General features: G+C 32.0%; 17 protein-coding genes and 1 tRNA gene. 3 read left to right on the top strand and 15 right to left on the bottom strand.

Annotated elements, in window-relative coordinates:
• Window positions 1-68: 68 nt before the first annotated feature.
• The 6 genes from accC to pdxA form a co-directional block, all read right to left on the bottom strand.
• Window positions 69-1,427: an acetyl-CoA carboxylase biotin carboxylase subunit gene (gene accC / locus J1D01_RS00850; RefSeq protein WP_421149530.1), complete on the bottom strand. Its 1,359-nt coding sequence runs from the start codon at window positions 1,425-1,427 to the stop codon at window positions 69-71.
• Between the two features lie 84 nt (window positions 1,428-1,511).
• On the bottom strand, window positions 1,512-1,997 hold the full coding sequence (gene accB / locus J1D01_RS00845; protein ID WP_372935855.1) for an acetyl-CoA carboxylase biotin carboxyl carrier protein: 486 nt from the start codon (window positions 1,995-1,997) through the stop codon (window positions 1,512-1,514).
• A gap of 36 nt (window positions 1,998-2,033) precedes the next feature.
• Window positions 2,034-3,026 carry a beta-ketoacyl-ACP synthase III gene (locus tag J1D01_RS00840; protein WP_421149529.1) on the bottom strand — a complete coding sequence of 331 codons (993 nt, stop codon included), beginning with the start codon at window positions 3,024-3,026 and terminating at the stop codon, window positions 2,034-2,036.
• Window positions 3,027-3,202: 176 nt separating this feature from the next.
• Window positions 3,203-3,403, bottom strand: coding sequence for a 50S ribosomal protein L32 (gene rpmF / locus J1D01_RS00835; protein WP_076698813.1), 201 nt, complete (start codon window positions 3,401-3,403; stop codon window positions 3,203-3,205).
• Window positions 3,404-3,411: 8 nt separating this feature from the next.
• Window positions 3,412-3,954: a YceD family protein gene (locus J1D01_RS00830; RefSeq protein WP_372935860.1), complete on the bottom strand. Its 543-nt coding sequence runs from the start codon at window positions 3,952-3,954 to the stop codon at window positions 3,412-3,414.
• Between the two features lie 80 nt (window positions 3,955-4,034).
• Entirely contained in the window at window positions 4,035-5,075 is a 1,041-nt protein-coding gene (gene pdxA, locus J1D01_RS00825) for a 4-hydroxythreonine-4-phosphate dehydrogenase PdxA (protein WP_421149528.1), read from the bottom strand.
• 65 nt (window positions 5,076-5,140) lie between these two features.
• On the opposite strand from pdxA, the gene J1D01_RS00820 reads away from it, so the two are divergent.
• The gene (locus tag J1D01_RS00820; RefSeq protein ID WP_421149527.1) at window positions 5,141-5,737 is read left to right on the top strand and encodes a riboflavin synthase; all 597 of its coding nucleotides are present in this window, start codon (window positions 5,141-5,143) and stop codon (window positions 5,735-5,737) included.
• A gap of 3 nt (window positions 5,738-5,740) precedes the next feature.
• Here the strand turns inward: J1D01_RS00820 and J1D01_RS00815 are convergent, their stop codons facing one another.
• The 4 genes from J1D01_RS00815 to mce all read right to left on the bottom strand — a co-directional run bounded on the left by J1D01_RS00815 (window position 5,741) and on the right by mce (window position 7,718).
• Complete coding sequence (locus tag J1D01_RS00815) at window positions 5,741-5,950, bottom strand: PID-CTERM protein-sorting domain-containing protein (protein WP_421149526.1); 210 nt, start codon at window positions 5,948-5,950, stop codon at window positions 5,741-5,743.
• Window positions 5,951-6,319: 369 nt separating this feature from the next.
• Window positions 6,320-7,042 carry a DNA/RNA non-specific endonuclease gene (locus tag J1D01_RS00810; protein ID WP_421149525.1) on the bottom strand — a complete coding sequence of 241 codons (723 nt, stop codon included), beginning with the start codon at window positions 7,040-7,042 and terminating at the stop codon, window positions 6,320-6,322.
• A 147-nt stretch (window positions 7,043-7,189) separates the two neighbouring features.
• Window positions 7,190-7,263 (bottom strand) — tRNA-Ile (locus tag J1D01_RS00805).
• A gap of 50 nt (window positions 7,264-7,313) precedes the next feature.
• Complete coding sequence (gene mce / locus J1D01_RS00800; RefSeq protein ID WP_421149524.1) at window positions 7,314-7,718, bottom strand: methylmalonyl-CoA epimerase; 405 nt, start codon at window positions 7,716-7,718, stop codon at window positions 7,314-7,316.
• 80 nt (window positions 7,719-7,798) lie between these two features.
• Between mce and rbfA the strand changes: the two genes are divergently transcribed.
• On the top strand, window positions 7,799-8,194 hold the full coding sequence (gene rbfA / locus J1D01_RS00795) for a 30S ribosome-binding factor RbfA (protein WP_372935871.1): 396 nt from the start codon (window positions 7,799-7,801) through the stop codon (window positions 8,192-8,194).
• Window positions 8,195-9,409, top strand: a complete 1,215-nt coding sequence (locus tag J1D01_RS00790) for an ABC transporter permease (RefSeq protein WP_372935873.1) — start codon at window positions 8,195-8,197, stop codon at window positions 9,407-9,409.
• Window positions 9,410-9,539: 130 nt separating this feature from the next.
• On the opposite strand, the gene J1D01_RS00785 is transcribed toward J1D01_RS00790, so the two are convergent.
• The 5 genes from J1D01_RS00785 to J1D01_RS00765 form a co-directional block, all read right to left on the bottom strand.
• Window positions 9,540-10,664 (bottom strand): aminopeptidase C, encoded by a 1,125-nt coding sequence (locus J1D01_RS00785; RefSeq protein WP_421149796.1) that lies wholly within the window; start codon window positions 10,662-10,664, stop codon window positions 9,540-9,542.
• Between the two features lie 91 nt (window positions 10,665-10,755).
• Window positions 10,756-11,034: a SelT/SelW/SelH family protein gene (locus tag J1D01_RS00780; protein WP_372935596.1), complete on the bottom strand. Its 279-nt coding sequence runs from the start codon at window positions 11,032-11,034 to the stop codon at window positions 10,756-10,758.
• A 17-nt stretch (window positions 11,035-11,051) separates the two neighbouring features.
• A complete protein-coding gene (gene dusB, locus J1D01_RS00775) occupies window positions 11,052-12,047 on the bottom strand; it encodes a tRNA dihydrouridine synthase DusB (protein WP_421149523.1) in 996 nt (331 codons plus the stop codon).
• 102 nt (window positions 12,048-12,149) lie between these two features.
• Window positions 12,150-14,582, bottom strand: a complete 2,433-nt coding sequence (locus J1D01_RS00770; RefSeq protein ID WP_421149522.1) for a hypothetical protein — start codon at window positions 14,580-14,582, stop codon at window positions 12,150-12,152.
• A 99-nt stretch (window positions 14,583-14,681) separates the two neighbouring features.
• Window positions 14,682-15,899 carry a M20/M25/M40 family metallo-hydrolase gene (locus J1D01_RS00765; protein ID WP_421149521.1) on the bottom strand — a complete coding sequence of 406 codons (1,218 nt, stop codon included), beginning with the start codon at window positions 15,897-15,899 and terminating at the stop codon, window positions 14,682-14,684.
• Between the last annotated feature and the right edge of the window lie 8 nt (window positions 15,900-15,907).

Here is a 15,907-nt window from a genome sequence, read left to right as displayed (position 1 = left end):
TATTTGTATTAAGCCTTATGAAATAGTTAAATAAAAAAACTCCGAAATTGCTTTCGGAGTTTTTTTATTTATTCATGTTCTTCTGAAACTTCTTTCATTTTAAAGTCTTCCATAAACTTAGTAGTATAATTACCTGCTAAATAATCTGGATGATCCATAAGTTGCCTATGGAAAGGAATTGTGGTTTTTATGCCTTCAATTACAAACTCATCTAGAGCGCGTTTCATTTTATTAATAGCTTCTTCTCTGGTTTGAGCCGTAGTAATTAATTTGGCAATCATAGAGTCATAATTTGGTGGAATAGAATACCCTGCATATACATGTGTATCTAATCTAACTCCATGACCTCCAGGTGCGTGAAGCGTTGTAATTTTACCTGGTGATGGCCTAAAACCATTAAAAGGGTCTTCTGCATTTATTCTACATTCTATTGAATGTAATTTTGGAATATAATTTTTACCCGAAATTGGCACGCCTGCAGCAACCAAAATTTGCTCTCTAATTAAATCAAAATCAATTACTTGTTCTGTAATTGGGTGCTCTACTTGTATACGCGTGTTCATTTCCATAAAGTAGAAGTTTCTGTGTTTATCAACTAAAAACTCTACTGTTCCAGCGCCTTCGTATTTAATATATTCTGCTGCACGTACCGCTGCTTCTCCCATTTCTTTTCGAAGCTTTTTGGTCATAAAAGGAGATGGTACTTCTTCTGTTAATTTTTGATGACGACGTTGCACAGAGCAATCTCTTTCTGATAAATGACAAGCCTTACCTGTAGAATCTCCAACTATTTGAATTTCGATATGTCTTGGCTCTTCAATAAGCTTTTCCATATACATATCATCATTTCCAAAAGCGGCTTTACTTTCTTGTCTTGCAGAATCCCATGCGTCTTTTAAGTCTTCTTTTTTGAAAACCCCACGCATACCTTTACCTCCACCACCGGCAGAAGCTTTGAGCATTACGGGATACCCTACTTCTTCGGCAAGTTTTTCACATTCTTCATAAGATTCAATAACACCTTCACTTCCTGGAACACATGGTACACCTGCTGCTTTCATGGTAGCTTTAGCATTAGCTTTATCTCCCATTTTATCAATCATTTCAGCCGATGCTCCTATAAATTTTATGCCATGTTCTGCACAAATTTTAGAAAACTTAGCATTTTCTGAAAGGAAACCATATCCTGGATGGATAGCATCTGCATTTGTTATTTCTGCTGCTGCTATTATGTTTGACATTTTAAGGTAAGACTCACTACTTGGTGCAGGCCCTATACAAACAGCTTCATCGGCAAACTTTACATGTAAACTTTCTTCATCGGCTTTTGAGTATACCGCTACTGTTTTAATGCCCATTTCTTTACAGGTTCTAATAACACGTAATGCTATTTCTCCTCTGTTGGCTACTAATATTTTTTTAAACATAACTTTAATTTTAAAAATTCAATTTCCAAGCACCAAATTCCAATAGGTTTGGTTTGGGATTTGCAGATTGGAATTTTTAATAGGTTATGAAGGGTCTACTAAAAATAACGGTTGATCAAACTCTACTGGAGTAGCGTCATCAACTAAAACCTTAACTATTTTTCCAGAAACTTCAGATTCTATTTCGTTAAATAGTTTCATAGCTTCAATTATACAAAGCACATCACCTTCTGCTATGGTTTGCCCTACCTCAACAAATAATGGTTTATCTGGTGAAGGTTTTCTGTAAAAAGTACCAATAATTGGTGATTTTATAGTAATGTATTTTGAATCATCATTTTCAGGTGCTGCTGGACTCTTTACAGGCGCTGCTGGCTCTTGTGCTACAGGGTGTGCTGCCACTTGAGTAACTTGTGGAACCGGAGCTGCAGGAACTTGTTGTACTATGGTTGTTTCTGTATCTGAACCTGTTTTGATGGTGATTTTTACGTCGTCCATTTCTAATTTAACCTCGCTTGCGCCAGACTTAGCAACAAACCTGATTAAGTTTTGAATCTCTTTAATATCCATAATTTTACTAATTAGTTATTGGTTAGGTATCTTTAATTAATTATATGCCCACTTTAAGAAAATGGACCCCCAATTAAATCCGCCACCAAAAGCGGCAAATATTAAATTATCTCCTTTTTTAAGTTGATTTTCATAATCATTTAAAAGTAATGGTAGCGTTGCAGAAGTAGTATTACCATACTTATGAATGTTCATCATTACCTTTTTATCTTCTAACTCTATTCTATTTGCTGTAGCATCAATGATACGCTTATTTGCTTGGTGTGCTACCAACCAATCTACATTTTCTTTTGTTAGATTATTTCTTTCTAAAATTTTAACAGTGGCATCTGCCATGTTAAATACGGCATTTTTAAATACCGTTCTTCCTTCTTGAAATGCGTAATGTCCCCCTTCATCAATAGCTTCATGGGTTATTGGGTGTACAGAACCACCGTAGGTAGCTTGTAAAAACTCTCTGCCTGTTCCGTCGCTTCTTAAATACTCGTCTTTTAAACCTAAACCTTCGCTATTAGGTTCAAATAGAACGGCTCCTGCTCCATCTCCAAAAATAATACAAGTAGCTCTATCTTTGTAGTTTATCATTGATGACATTTTATCTGCCCCAATTAAAAGTACATTTTTATAGGTTCCAGACTCAATATATTTTGCTGCCACAGACATTCCGAATAAAAAACTAGAACATGCAGCATCTAAATCAAAAGAAAAAGCGTTAACTGCCCCAATTTCTGATGCTGTAAAAGCGGCTGTAGAAGCGGCTTTCATATCTGGTGTTGCGGTGGCAACAATAACCAACTCAATATCTTTAGGATTTATGCCTTTTTTATTAATAAGGTCTTTGGCGGCATTTATAGCTAAAAAAGAGGTTCCTTTTCCTTCTTCTTTTAAAATTCTACGCTCTTTTATTCCTGTTCTTGTGGTTATCCATTCATCATTTGTATCAACCATTGTTTCAAGAATTTGATTGGTTAATACATACTCTGGCACATAGGCCCCTACAGCTGTAATTGCCGCTGATGTTTTACTCATAACGTGTAGTTAAATTGACTAAAAAACCGCTAAATTTTAACAAAAAAAAACTAAATTTTGGTGAAAACTACTAAATTTTGGCGTAATAACACACAAATAATTTGTTTTTGTATTTAAATGTGTTTCATAAAAAAAACGCTCACAAGTGAGCGTTTTATACTGTACGCATATAAAATTTATGCTAAGTTTTCTTCTTCAGAGTTATCAATTAAAACTTGACCTCTGTAATATAATTTTCCTTCATGCCAGTGAGCTCTGTGATATAAATGAGCTTCTCCTGTTGTTGGACAAGTAGCAATCTGTGGCGCAGTTGCTTTATAATGTGTTCTTCTTTTATCTCTTCTTGTTTTAGAGATTTTTCTTTTAGGATGTGCCATTTTCTATATTATTTATTATCCGTTAATAGTTTTTTTAATGTATTCCAACGAGGGTCTATTTCCTCATCTTTTTTCTTTTCTTCATTAAGCTTTGGGCTTAATTCTTCTAATTTTTCTAGTATATCTGAGTTTAATGTTCCGTCTTCTACTCCTGGATGCACTCTTTTAATTGGTACTGCTAGTACAATTAGCTCGTAAATGTATTGTTGTAAACTTATTTCAAATGTACCGTGTGGCACTATTAATATATCAACATACTCATCATTGTATTCTTCACCAAATTTAACCACTAGCTCAAACTCATTTTCTATAGCTTGGTTGTAGGGTTCATTGGTTATATCACAATTAACATTTACAAATCCTGAAGCATTAAATTTTAACTCAAGTAATGTTGATTTTTTTTCTAACTGAACGTTTACATCAACATTAACATTATTAAATTCTTTATACTCAAAATAATCAAAGAACGCCTGCTCAATTTTGTACTCAAAATGATGCTTTCCTATTTTTAATCCAACAAATTGGATTATAAAGTCTTTTAATGGCTTCATTATCACATCTATTTTGAGCCTGCAAATATATGAATTTTTATATTACACAACATTACTTATAAACATTTTTTTGTTTATATCTATTTTTGAGCCTTTTTTAACGGGTTTCTTGTAAGTTGCTCATAATCAAATCTGTTTTTGTATATCTGTATTGCTGCAAAAACGGCTTCTTTAAATGAACCCGCATCTGCTTTTCCTTTTCCTGCAATTTCATAGGCTGTACCGTGATCTGGAGAGGTTCTTATTCTATTTAATCCTGCAGTAAAATTAACTCCCTGCCCAAAGGAAAGGGTTTTAAATGGTATTAAACCTTGGTCATGATATGTTGCCACAATAGCGTCAAAGTTTTTGTAATTGTTTGATCCAAAAAAACTATCTGCTGCATACGGGCCAAAAACCAGCTTACCGTCTTCTTTTATTTTTTTTAGTGTTGGACGCAGAACTTCATCATCTTCATTTCCAATAACACCATTATCTCCTGTGTGCGGATTTATACCTAAAACTGCTATTTTGGGTTTTGAAATTCTAAAGTCCTTTTGAAGTGATTTATATATAGTGTTTATTTTTTTAACTATTAATTCTTCAGAAATATGCTCTACAATGTCTTTAACAGGTACATGATCTGTCAACAAGCCAACTCTTAAATTTTCTGTTATCATAAACATAAGGCTTTCACCTTGTAACTCTTGGGCTAAATAATCTGTGTGTCCTGGAAATTTAAAATCATCGGCTTGAATATTATATTTGTTAATTGGTGCTGTAACTAAAACATCAATTTCTTCTTCTTTTAAAGACTTTGTAGCTGCTTTTAAAGATTTTATAGCATATTCACCTATTTTTATATCTTCTTTTCCAAAATTTATTTTAACAGGTTCATTCCAACAATTAAACACATTAACTTTTCCGTGTACTAATTGATTTATATTATTTATGTTATGAAAATTAATACTAGACTTAAAATGACTTTTAAAAAAGTTCATTGTTTTTGCAGAAGCAAAAATTACAGGTGTACACAGTTCTAAAATTCTGGCATCTTCAAAAGTTTTTAAAACAATTTCGCCGCCTATGCCATTTAAATCTCCTATTGATATTCCAACTATTATATTTTCTTCTTTCTTCATTAAAAATGACAACTTTTGTTTGTAATTTTGATTTTGCAAATTTAACCAAATAAACAGAGAATATTATGTTTACGGGAATAATTGAAGATATAGGCATTGTATCTAACCTAAAAGAAGAAAATTCTAATCTTCATATTACAATAAAAAGCAATATTACATCTGAATTAAAAATAGACCAAAGTGTTGCTCATAATGGCGTTTGTTTAACAGTTGTTGATATTGATAAAGATGAATATACAGTAACAGCTATTAAAGAAACTTTAGATAAAAGTAATTTAGGTACGTTAAAACTAAAAGATAAAGTTAACCTTGAGCGCGCCATGAAACTTGGCGATAGACTTGATGGTCATATTGTGCAAGGGCATGTAGACCAAACAGGTGTTTGCACAAATATTAAAGAAGAAAATGGCAGTTGGTTTTTTACTTTTAACTATGACTCTGCCTTAAATAATCTTACAATAGAGAAAGGCTCTATTACTGTAAATGGCACTAGCTTAACAGTTGTAAACTCAAAAAAAGATAGTTTTAGTGTAGCCATTATTCCTTATACGTATGAGCATACAAATTTTAATACCTTTAAAGAAGGAAGTATAGTTAATTTAGAATTTGATGTTTTAGGAAAATACGTAACCAAATTGGTTAGTATGAATACAAATAACTAATTGTTATTTGTTTGATTTACCTGATGAAAAAAGAATTTTTCTAACCCCGTAGAATATAGCTACTACAACACCAAAAACAACACCTCCATCAATAGGGAAACCAGGTGGTGGTGATGGTGGTGATGGTGGCGGTAGATCCACTTGACCAACACATACAAAACTTATTAATACAAATAAGATTGAGGCAAATATTCTTCTATTTTGTATTGTCATTTAATAACAAATGTATAAAAAAACTGAGTTGTATAAATAATTACAATTCTTTTTAATTAAAAAAACATCTATAAAGCGTTTAAAATCACCGGCGTAATAACATTTATCCAACTCATTTACACAAGCAAAGAAACGTAATTATTATCAAAAAATTATAGATAAACTAAAAAAGCAATCCCTCTTTTTTAACTTTCAATGCAAATATATATAAAATGATTTGAAATTTGTTTTAGATTTTTATTTGATTATCAGAGCATTATTACATATTTAACTAAATATAAAGGTGCTAAATCTCTTAATACTTTACATTTTAAACAAGAAAACTATTACTAGTTAAATTTGTTTTTGATGTTTTAAGCAAAAATAATACTAAAGTTTCCACATCTTTTTTATTTTATTCTTTTGGTTCATGATTTTAGTTCCTTTTAAGGTTTCCCATAAAAACAACCCTGAAAGTTTCTCTACTTTTGATGTTTCAACTAAAAAATTCTCTAATGGTTCATTTGATTTTTTATTAGGAATAATGAAGGACCACATATAAATAGTGCCTGTATTTCTTTCTGTAAGAACAGATTTAAAAAAAGCATGTGGGATAGGAAGCGAAACTTTAATATTAGGATCATTATCGCCTATCATAACAACTTCTTGATCAAAATAAAATAATGGCCCAGAAATTACATACGTTTCAAATACCTTTTTATCACTATCTAAATACCTTACGGCGTCTTCCAGCCTTTTCCATATACCACTATTAAATTCTGGATCTTGCGGACACATGTTAGACAACAAAAAGGTTTCACTGTTTTGAATTGCAGTCTCAATTTGGTTTGCGCTAGCAACTAAGTGACCTCTGTTAAAACCAGAGTTTTCATAAACTTCTTTATCTGCTCTAAACTTTTCTGGTATTCTGTAATCAGACCGAAAATAATCTTTTCGTTCAACATTAGTAAAGTTGGGGTCTACAATCTCTAGCGCCCATTTAGCCTGCCTAAAATAATATGAATATCCTAAAACATAATGTCTGTTATAAAGAATTTGATCTGCCTCTGGTAAGCCATATCTAGTCTCTCTTTTTAAATTTGAATGATCCATTTTAAAGTTATTAATCTTTAAGTTATTATGAGCATTCAAGTTAAAGACTTTAATTTTTATATAAAATAAGTACCCCCACTTATTTTTTTTGAAAAAATTAGACACAAAAAAAGCCCAAACTACATTTGTAATTTAGGCTTTAAGAGGTGGTCCCACCTGGGCTCGAACCAGGGACTTTCTGATTATGAGTCAGATACTCTAACCAACTGAGTTATAGGACCCGAAATTGGAGTGCAATATTACTACTATTTTTATTTCCTAGCAAGAAAAATTAATCCTTTATCTCTTGGCACAACTCTATTAACACTCCATTGGTGCTTTTTGGATGTAAAAAAGCTACTAATTTATTATCTGCTCCCTTTTTAGGTGTTTCATTTAAAACAATAAAATCTTCGGCTTTTAAGCGTTTAATTTCTGCTTCAATATCATCTACATCAAATGCAATATGATGAATGCCTTCGCCTTTTTTGTCAATAAATTTGGCAATTGGGCTATCGGCGTTTGTGGCTTCTAATAATTCTATTTTGTTTTTTCCAACTTTAAAGAAAGCTGTTTTTACTCCTTCACTCTCAACAGATTCTATTTTATAATGTAATTCACCAAATAGTTTGGAAAACAATTCATTAGATGTATTTAAGTTTTTAACAGCAATTCCTATGTGTTCAATTTTATTCATTATTCTTCTTTCATAGAAAGGTACAAAATTTGTAAATCAAAAAACATGATTATCTATAAAATATCCGTTACTTTTGCATTATGGAAGAGAGTCAAAGACAAAAAAAAATAGCATCGGTTTTACAACGTGATTTGGTAGACGTACTGCAAAGAGCCGCCACAGAAGGTGGTTTAAAAGGTGTACTCATTTCTGTTACTAAAGTATCAGTAACTGTAGATTTGTCTGTAGCTAAAGTGTATTTAAGCATTTTTCCTAATGATAAAGCCCAAGAACTTATTGAAGGTATTAAAACAAATACACCTGCAATAAGGCATGAATTGGCACAACGCACCAAAAACCAACTTAGAAGAATGCCTACTTTAGATTTTTTTATTGATGATTCTTTAGAATACATTGATAATATTGAGCGTTCTTTAAAGGGGCTAGACAACCCACTAAAAAACCCAGATTTACTTGATAAAAGAAAAAAGTCTTAATTGAATGTATCTCTATATATAGCAAAACGTTACTTACGCTCTAAGAGCTCTAATAATGCTATAAATTTTATAACCTATATTGCACTTATTGGAGTTATTTTAGGCTCTGCTTCTTTATTTGTAGTACTATCTGGTTTTGCTGGTTTAAAAGATTTTACCTTAGAATTTTCTAGTGTTGTTGACCCCGATTTAAAGGCTGAAGTAGCATCTGGTAAATCGTTTATACTTACTAATGAAGACATTTCTAAACTCAACAACTTAGAAAACATTGCGCTTTATTCTAAAATTATTGAAGAACGTGTATTAATAACTTCTGATGAAAAAAAGACTTTAGCTACCATAAAAGGAGTTGATGAACATTTTCAAAAAGTAGTTAATATTGAATCTGAAATAGACCACGGTAGTTGGTTAGATCAAAAATCTAATCAAATAGTTACAGGTTGGGGTATTGCAAAGAGTTTATCTATAGGTGTTTTAGATTTCACAAAACCAATAAACATCTATGTTCCTAAACCAGGAAAAAAGCAAATTACCTCAACAAGCAATGCTTTTAATACTGTTAGATCTGTTAATGTTGGTGTATTTTATATTAATGAAAAACTAAACGACAACTATGTTTACACCTCTATAGATTTAGCTAAAAAATTACTTAATTACAAGCCCAATCAAATCTCTGCTTTAGAATTTAAACTAAAAGAAGGGGCAGATATAGAAGCAACAAAACAAAACATAAAAGCCGTTTTAGGAGACAAAGTAGTTGTTAAAAATAGAGCCCAACTAAATGATGCGCTCTACAAAATGCTAAATACAGAATATCTTGCCGTTTACCTTATTTTTACCCTAGTTTTAATCATTGCCTTTTTTAACGTAATAGGCTCGCTTATTATGATGATGTTAGACAAAAAGCAAAGCCTAAACACGTTATTTAATATGGGAGTTCATTTAAAAGATGTTAGAAAGATATTTTTTTACCAAGGTAGTTTAATGAGTATTGTTGGCGGTTTTATTGGTGTAATTTTGGGCTTAATACTTATCAGCAACCAAATTTATGGTCCAGATTTTCTTAAAATTTATATTACACCTACGCTTCCGTATCCAGTAAAAATTAAAATGATTAACCTCTTTTTGGTGTTTTTAACCATTTCAGTTTTAGGTATAGTAGCATCAAAAATTGCTTCTGCAAGAATAACCAAATCTTTAATTAAAAACATTTAATAGAGCAAGTTGTCACAAAAGAAGTGGCTAACAGGCTTTACTAATTGGTTAATATTTCACTACTCGCTCTTTTCAAGAAGCTGAAATACCGTTCAATCCTTCTTTCAGGTGTGTTTGCAAAAGCAATTTCTTAATCTATGTACAACTTATCTGCAAGTGTTTTAGAAACAGCATCTTTATGTACTGTAATACTAATGGCTTTTAAGCGCATATAGCTTTCGCTAAAATAAACATAACCACCGTTAGCATTTCTATTGGCATCAGTACCCCAACTGTTTTTTACTTTATAGTATTTAGTACCGTTTTGATCTTTTAACATGCCCGTAATATGCATTAAATGATCATCGGTAGTGGTGAAATTTTCAAACTCCTCCTGTCTATAAACTTGAGTTATATTTTTTTCTGGGTAAATACCTTCCAAAGCCTTTTGGTTATTCTCGGTTTGCTGCGGAATAACTGCTAGTCCATGTTTTGAAGAAAACGTGCGCTCACTTACATCGCAATCTAAATCAACAGTAAAACCATTTTCTAGAGCATAGTCAATAATTTGTATAAACTCGTTTAATGGCACATTATAAAAACTGCCATTGCTCCAGTTATCAGGAATATTTAAAATAAAACTTGTATAAAATGGCTTATGTGTAAACGATGTTATGCTAACATAGTCTGAAGGGTTTAAAGTGGTCATCTCTAAAAATGACATTGGCGTGTATGTTTTCCCCTCGTATTTAAACGTTTCTGGGTTGCTTCCTAAGTAAACAGATAATACGGCATCTATAGCGTCATCCCATTTTTTACTTAATTTTTTTCCAGGATTACTTGCGTAAGTTTCTACCATGCTTCGTAACACCGCAACAAGTTCGGCATGGTTATGATTAGTTTCATTCTCAAACAAACCACTAAAAGCACTGTTTGGTACTAAACCATGCGCTGCCACCGAGTTTAATACATCATGTGCTAATCCGCCTTCACTAAATTGCGCTTTTCCTTGTCGCATTACAAAATTCTTTGCCTTTTCAGGATAGGTATTTCTAACGGTGTACATTTCAGATAAGTCAATTTGTTTTCCGGTAAGCCTTATAATTTCCGATTCTAAAAACGACGTACTTGAAAAACTCCAGCAAGTACCTGTTCTTCCTTGGCTAATTACAGGTGTGGTTTGCAAATTAATCACCTCAGTGAATTGATAGGGTTCTTGGGCTTGAAGCGTAAAAATAGAAACTAAAATTCCGACTAACAAAAACGTTTGTTTTATCATGGTGAATACTTTTTAATATGAAAGAATAACTTTAGGAAACCACTAAGTTAAAAAATGCTTTTAACTTACAAGCAAACGGGTTAACTAATTATTTATGGCGTTCTGTATGCCCTAAATTTTTGTGTGGCGCTATAACATCTCTTACTTTTATTTTTAGCGTTTTAATTTCGGGAAAGCCATTCATTTCTTTTCTAGACCAAATTTTTACATCATTGGCATAAATCTCAAAAACACCTCCAGTTCCTGGAACTAAGGTTAAAGCATCAATATCTTCACTAAAAGTGGTTAGCAACTCTTGAGACATCCAAGTGGCTCTTAATAGCCATTTACATTGTGTACAGTAAATAATTTTAATATGGTTTTTCATAAACAACCTATGAATATTTACGTTGTAAACTTGTATCCTGAAAACTTATCTAACACCTCATCAAAAGTTGCAAAAACATCTTTAGCATCATCGCTAGTTACCATTTTCATACGATAATCTTTAAAGTGTGGAATGCCTTTAAAATAGTTAGTGTAATGGCGTCGAGTTTCAAAAACTCCTAACTTTTCACCTTTCCAATCTATAGACATTTGCAAGTGGCGGCGTGCAGCTTCTACGCGTTCTTCTAGAGAAACGGGTGGTAAATGCTCTCCGGTTTTAAAATAGTGTTTTACCTGTTTAAAAAACCACGGATTTCCAATACTAGCACGCCCAATCATGGCGCCATCTAAACCGTAACTATCTCGCATTTCTGCTGCTTTTTCTGGGGTATCAACATCACCATTTCCAAAAACTGGAATATGCATTCTTGGGTTATTTTTAACCTCGGCAATAGGTTTCCAATCGGCATTACCTTTATACATTTGTGCTCGGGTTCGCCCGTGAATTGATATGGCTTTACAACCAACATCCTGCAATCTTTCGGCAACCTCAACAATTTTTATAGAATCATGATCCCAACCTAATCTTGTTTTTACTGTAATAGGCAAATTGGTGCGCTTTACCATTTCAGCTGTTAGCTTTTCCATTAAACACACATCTTTTAAAATGCCTGCTCCGGCGCCTTTACTCACTACTTTTTTTACGGGACAACCAAAATTGATGTCAATAATATCAGGGTTAGATTTCTCTACAATATCAATGGTTTGTAGCATGCTATCTAGATTAGAACCAAATATTTGAATACCTACGGGACGTTCTTTTTCATAAATATCTAGCTTCATTACGCTTTTAGCGGCGTTACGTATTAAACCTTCGCTAGATACAAATTCGGTATATACAACATCGGCTCCTTGTTCTTTACATAAAGCACGAAAAGGCGGATCGCTAACGTCTTCCATAGGTGCTAGAAGTAACGGAAAATCAGGAAGTTCTATGTTGTCTATTTTTACCACTGTATTCTAAATTGGTGTGCAAAATTATAGCTTTTATAATGAAAACACACATAGAATAGAATAGATATAACCTATTTGCTTTAAAAAAAGTTTTAAAAATGTCTATTCTTCAATAGTGTAATATTTGTTAACTACAATAGGTATGCCTGTAGCAGTAATACCTTCTAAGGTTAATTTTACATTGGTTTCTACTGCGGTATTGTAATAAGTTCCTTGAAAAATTCCTGTTTTATTTGGGTGAATATAGGGGTTCCAGTATATGGTATTTCGTATGGCATCTTCACTATTTTCTTCAGTAATACCCTCATTTAAATTTGGAGTGTAAAAAATACGTGCTTGATGATAGCCTTCAATTTGTTTTTCTATTAGTTGAAGGTTTTCTTTTGCTTGCCCCACGGTGTTTTTCTTAGTATAAATTATAATAACCCCATTAGAGGCTTCGTTACCAAAAATCATGGTTGCCACTGCCCCATTAGAGGCCTCCAGCTTTAGGATATCTTCAGGCAACAGGAAGTCTAAATCACTAATATAATCTGTTCTTTTACCGTTAATAACTAATAATGCATTTCCGGAATTTCTTATAAATCTAATTCCTGTATCTTCAACAACTACATTTGGTATTGTAGCTTCAATTAACTGATAAACATTTGAATAACCAATTGAATTCTCATCTATATCAAATGAATAATCTAATTTCCCGTAATAGCTATTTACAGTCTTTTTCTTAGCAATTATTTCAACTTCTTCTAATACGTTTTCTGGTTTTACATTAAACTCAACATGTTTTTTATAGATGTTTTGAGCTGTTACTTTTTTTTGTGGTAAAACTTTTAATTCATTGTTTGTTGCTGTATAATTAACAACCATAGGTTCTTTAAATATAGAATCTAAAACTAACACTCCGGTTTCTTTACCTTTTTTGTTTTTTGTTTTTAGATTTATTCTAGCTGTTCCTACAATATCTAAATTTTTAAACTTAAATTTTCCTTCAGCATCTGTTACAGTATCAAATGCCTCTATTTTTCTATTACCTATTAGAGATAGAGACACTGTATTACCAACAACTGGTTTTTTTCCGAAAAGTTTTTTTACGCTTCCTGATATAGTGATGCCTTTTTCAACTTCATACAAAGGAGAATCTTCAAAATTATACTGGTTTTTCCATAAAAAATCTCTCCAGCCCTGTGTTAAAAGTAATAAGTCTAAATGCTGAAATCTGGTAGGGTTACTAACATTAAAGTAATACCCTGGATTGTGTACTTTTCCTTTAATATCAGACTCCATTAAAAAATATGAACTAATGTTTGTTACGTAATTATCTACATTTTTAGTGCCATTAAGGTCTATTCCTGCAATTGAAAAACTTGCAGCAACAGCTTCACCCAAACTGTTTTTAGAAGATACTGTAACAGCAACCTTCTCTTTTGGTTTGTAAATTGTTTTGTCTGTATTTAATTCTACTACAACATCGTGGTTTTTTTCAACATAAACCAATCTTTCGCTTTGTGGGCGTTGTTGGTCATCAATTAATGTTATTTGAATAATACCTTCTGGTAGATTATTTAAAGGGAGTTCAATAAATATTTTAGGATTTGATAACTCTATAGTTTCTTTTAAATATGTCACTCCTCTAGAACGGTAACTAATTGTAAATGGTTTATTTGAATATTTCTGTAGGGTTTTAGCATTGGTTTGTATTGAAATAACTTTTGTGCCTTTTATGTTTTTGTAGCCTAAGCTAAACCCTTCATCAACAACCATTGGAAGCTGTTCTTTGGTTTCTCCATAACTAGTTGTTGTAACCTTAGCAAAGTATTGTTGACCGCCACTTGGATTAAATTGAAATTTCCCCATACCATCATGCGTACTGGCAAAAAAAGTAATTATTTCGCCTTTTGCATCTAAGAGTTGTCCTTGTACTTTTATTGGATTTCCATTTAAATCTACCGCTTTAAAAGCTACTACACTTGGAATATTTTCTATGAGTGAACCGCCTTCTGGAAAAAACTGAATTTTAAACTTTGTTTCTTGATTTTCTACAGAACTATTACTCTTGTTTGCTACAGACGGGTTAGTTTCATTAGAAATCTTTTCAAATACATTTAAAATTTCAATCTCTTTTTTATAAACAAAATCTTCACCAAAATTACGACTCCAATTAGTATAAGCTCTTATTTGATATTTACCGGGTTTAATACCGTTTTCTTTAGTTAGCTTAAAATCTCCATTACCCAATCCGGCAACTAGTTTGGTATTATTCCTAGCAATTATTGTAGAGTCTGAAGAAATTAACTCTACGTATAAAATTTTACTATTATCAAAAAGTAAATTGTTTTTGGCGTATACAGTATAGCTTTTGTACCATAGGGTTTCGCCTAAAATATAAGTTGACCTATCGGTATGTATATATGTTTTTTCAATGTCTAAATTTAAATTGTTGTTTTGGGCTGTTAATAAAAAAGGGGAGAAGGCAATAATAAAAACTAAAACACTTTTTATTGTATGTTTAGTAATTTTGCTGAAAGGTTTTAACATGGTAGTTTAGTTGATTGAAAATTATAGTGTAATAATATACTTTATGACTTTAAAAAGTTTTAATGGTTTAAAATGAAAATCTCCCTAACTAAATCAAATCTAAAATTCAATTTCTACTTCTACCTTTTCACCCTTTCTATCTACAACTACTTGGGTTTTATTACCTTTTTCAAAAACAGATAGTGCCTTCATGTACGACATTAAATCTGTAACCGTACTATCGCCTAATTTTATTACAATATCACCTTTTTTTAATCCTGCTTTTTGGGCTGGTTTATCTTCAGAAATACCATCAATACGCATACCCTTTCCATCAAATAAATAATCTGGAATCACCCCTAAAACCACTTTAAATCGTGGCGTATTATCACTTTCATTTTTAGTTTTTCTAAAAGGTAGTTTTCCATTATCATCTAAATCGGTAATAATTTCAAAAATATAATTAGAAATGGTTTGCATACCCTTGTAATTAAGCTTGTCATAATCATCGGTAGGTTTGTGATAATCTTCATGTTGGCCAGTAAAAAAATGCAACACTGGTATATTGGCATTGTAAAACGATGTGTGATCGCTAGGACCAATACCAGATTCTTTAGGAATTAGTTTAAAGTTAGCATTGTTACTAGTTACAGTTTGTTTAAATATTGGCGAAGTTCCTACGCCATAAACCGCCAAAGTACTATCTTGTTTAAGTCTGCCTACCATATCCATATTAATCATGTAATTTACCTTTTTAGTATTAATAGTTGGGTTTTTTACAAAATAGTTTGAACCCAATAGTCCCATTTCTTCGCCAGAAAAAGTAATAAACAAATAGTTGTTATTAGTATTGGTTTCTTTTAGTTTTTTAGCCAAATCTAATAAAACAGCAACGCCACTAGCATTATCATCTGCACCATTATGAATGGCTTTTTCACCTCGGTGTAAAGACCCTTCTGCTCCATAACCCAAATGGTCGTAATGTGCGCCTATTACAACTGTGTTTTCTGCGTTATTATCTAAAAATCCTATAACGTTTAATCCGGTTATGGTACTATCACTTTCCGTAACATTGTAATTTACTTTTTGATGCGGATTGGTTTTTGGCTTAAATGTAAAAGGCTGTAAATAGTTTTGAGTGCCTTTTGCTTCAATTCCTAAATTTTTAAACCTATTAGCAATGTAAGTAGCTGCTTTTTTTTCGCCAACCGTACCGGTTTGCCGGCCTTCAAGTTTGTCATCAGACAGAAAAATAACATCATCTTTTATAGAAATAGGTTCTGATTTTTTACAAGCTACAAAAACCAACAAAAAAATTAATAGGCTACTATATTTCATTTTTTTAA

This window comes from Seonamhaeicola sp. NFXS20 (genome assembly GCF_049132085.1).
GTDB lineage: Bacteria > Bacteroidota > Bacteroidia > Flavobacteriales > Flavobacteriaceae > Seonamhaeicola.
This window is presented reverse-complemented; position numbering and strand designations above follow the sequence as displayed.

Coding starts and splice junctions, on each gene's coding strand:
- accC (WP_421149530.1), bottom strand. CDS start 1,427: ATGTTTAAAAAAATATTAGTAGCCAACAGAGGAGAAATAGCATTACGT.
- accB (WP_372935855.1), bottom strand. CDS start 1,997: ATGGATATTAAAGAGATTCAAAACTTAATCAGGTTTGTTGCTAAGTCT.
- J1D01_RS00840 (WP_421149529.1), bottom strand. CDS start 3,026: ATGAGTAAAACATCAGCGGCAATTACAGCTGTAGGGGCCTATGTGCCA.
- rpmF (WP_076698813.1), bottom strand. CDS start 3,403: ATGGCACATCCTAAAAGAAAAATCTCTAAAACAAGAAGAGATAAAAGA.
- J1D01_RS00830 (WP_372935860.1), bottom strand. CDS start 3,954: ATGAAGCCATTAAAAGACTTTATAATCCAATTTGTTGGATTAAAAATA.
- pdxA (WP_421149528.1), bottom strand. CDS start 5,075: ATGAAGAAAGAAGAAAATATAATAGTTGGAATATCAATAGGAGATTTA.
- J1D01_RS00820 (WP_421149527.1), top strand. CDS start 5,141: ATGTTTACGGGAATAATTGAAGATATAGGCATTGTATCTAACCTAAAA.
- J1D01_RS00815 (WP_421149526.1), bottom strand. CDS start 5,950: ATGACAATACAAAATAGAAGAATATTTGCCTCAATCTTATTTGTATTA.
- J1D01_RS00810 (WP_421149525.1), bottom strand. CDS start 7,042: ATGGATCATTCAAATTTAAAAAGAGAGACTAGATATGGCTTACCAGAG.
- mce (WP_421149524.1), bottom strand. CDS start 7,718: ATGAATAAAATTGAACACATAGGAATTGCTGTTAAAAACTTAAATACA.
- rbfA (WP_372935871.1), top strand. CDS start 7,799: ATGGAAGAGAGTCAAAGACAAAAAAAAATAGCATCGGTTTTACAACGT.
- J1D01_RS00780 (WP_372935596.1), bottom strand. CDS start 11,034: ATGAAAAACCATATTAAAATTATTTACTGTACACAATGTAAATGGCTA.
- J1D01_RS00770 (WP_421149522.1), bottom strand. CDS start 14,582: ATGTTAAAACCTTTCAGCAAAATTACTAAACATACAATAAAAAGTGTT.
- J1D01_RS00765 (WP_421149521.1), bottom strand. CDS start 15,899: ATGAAATATAGTAGCCTATTAATTTTTTTGTTGGTTTTTGTAGCTTGT.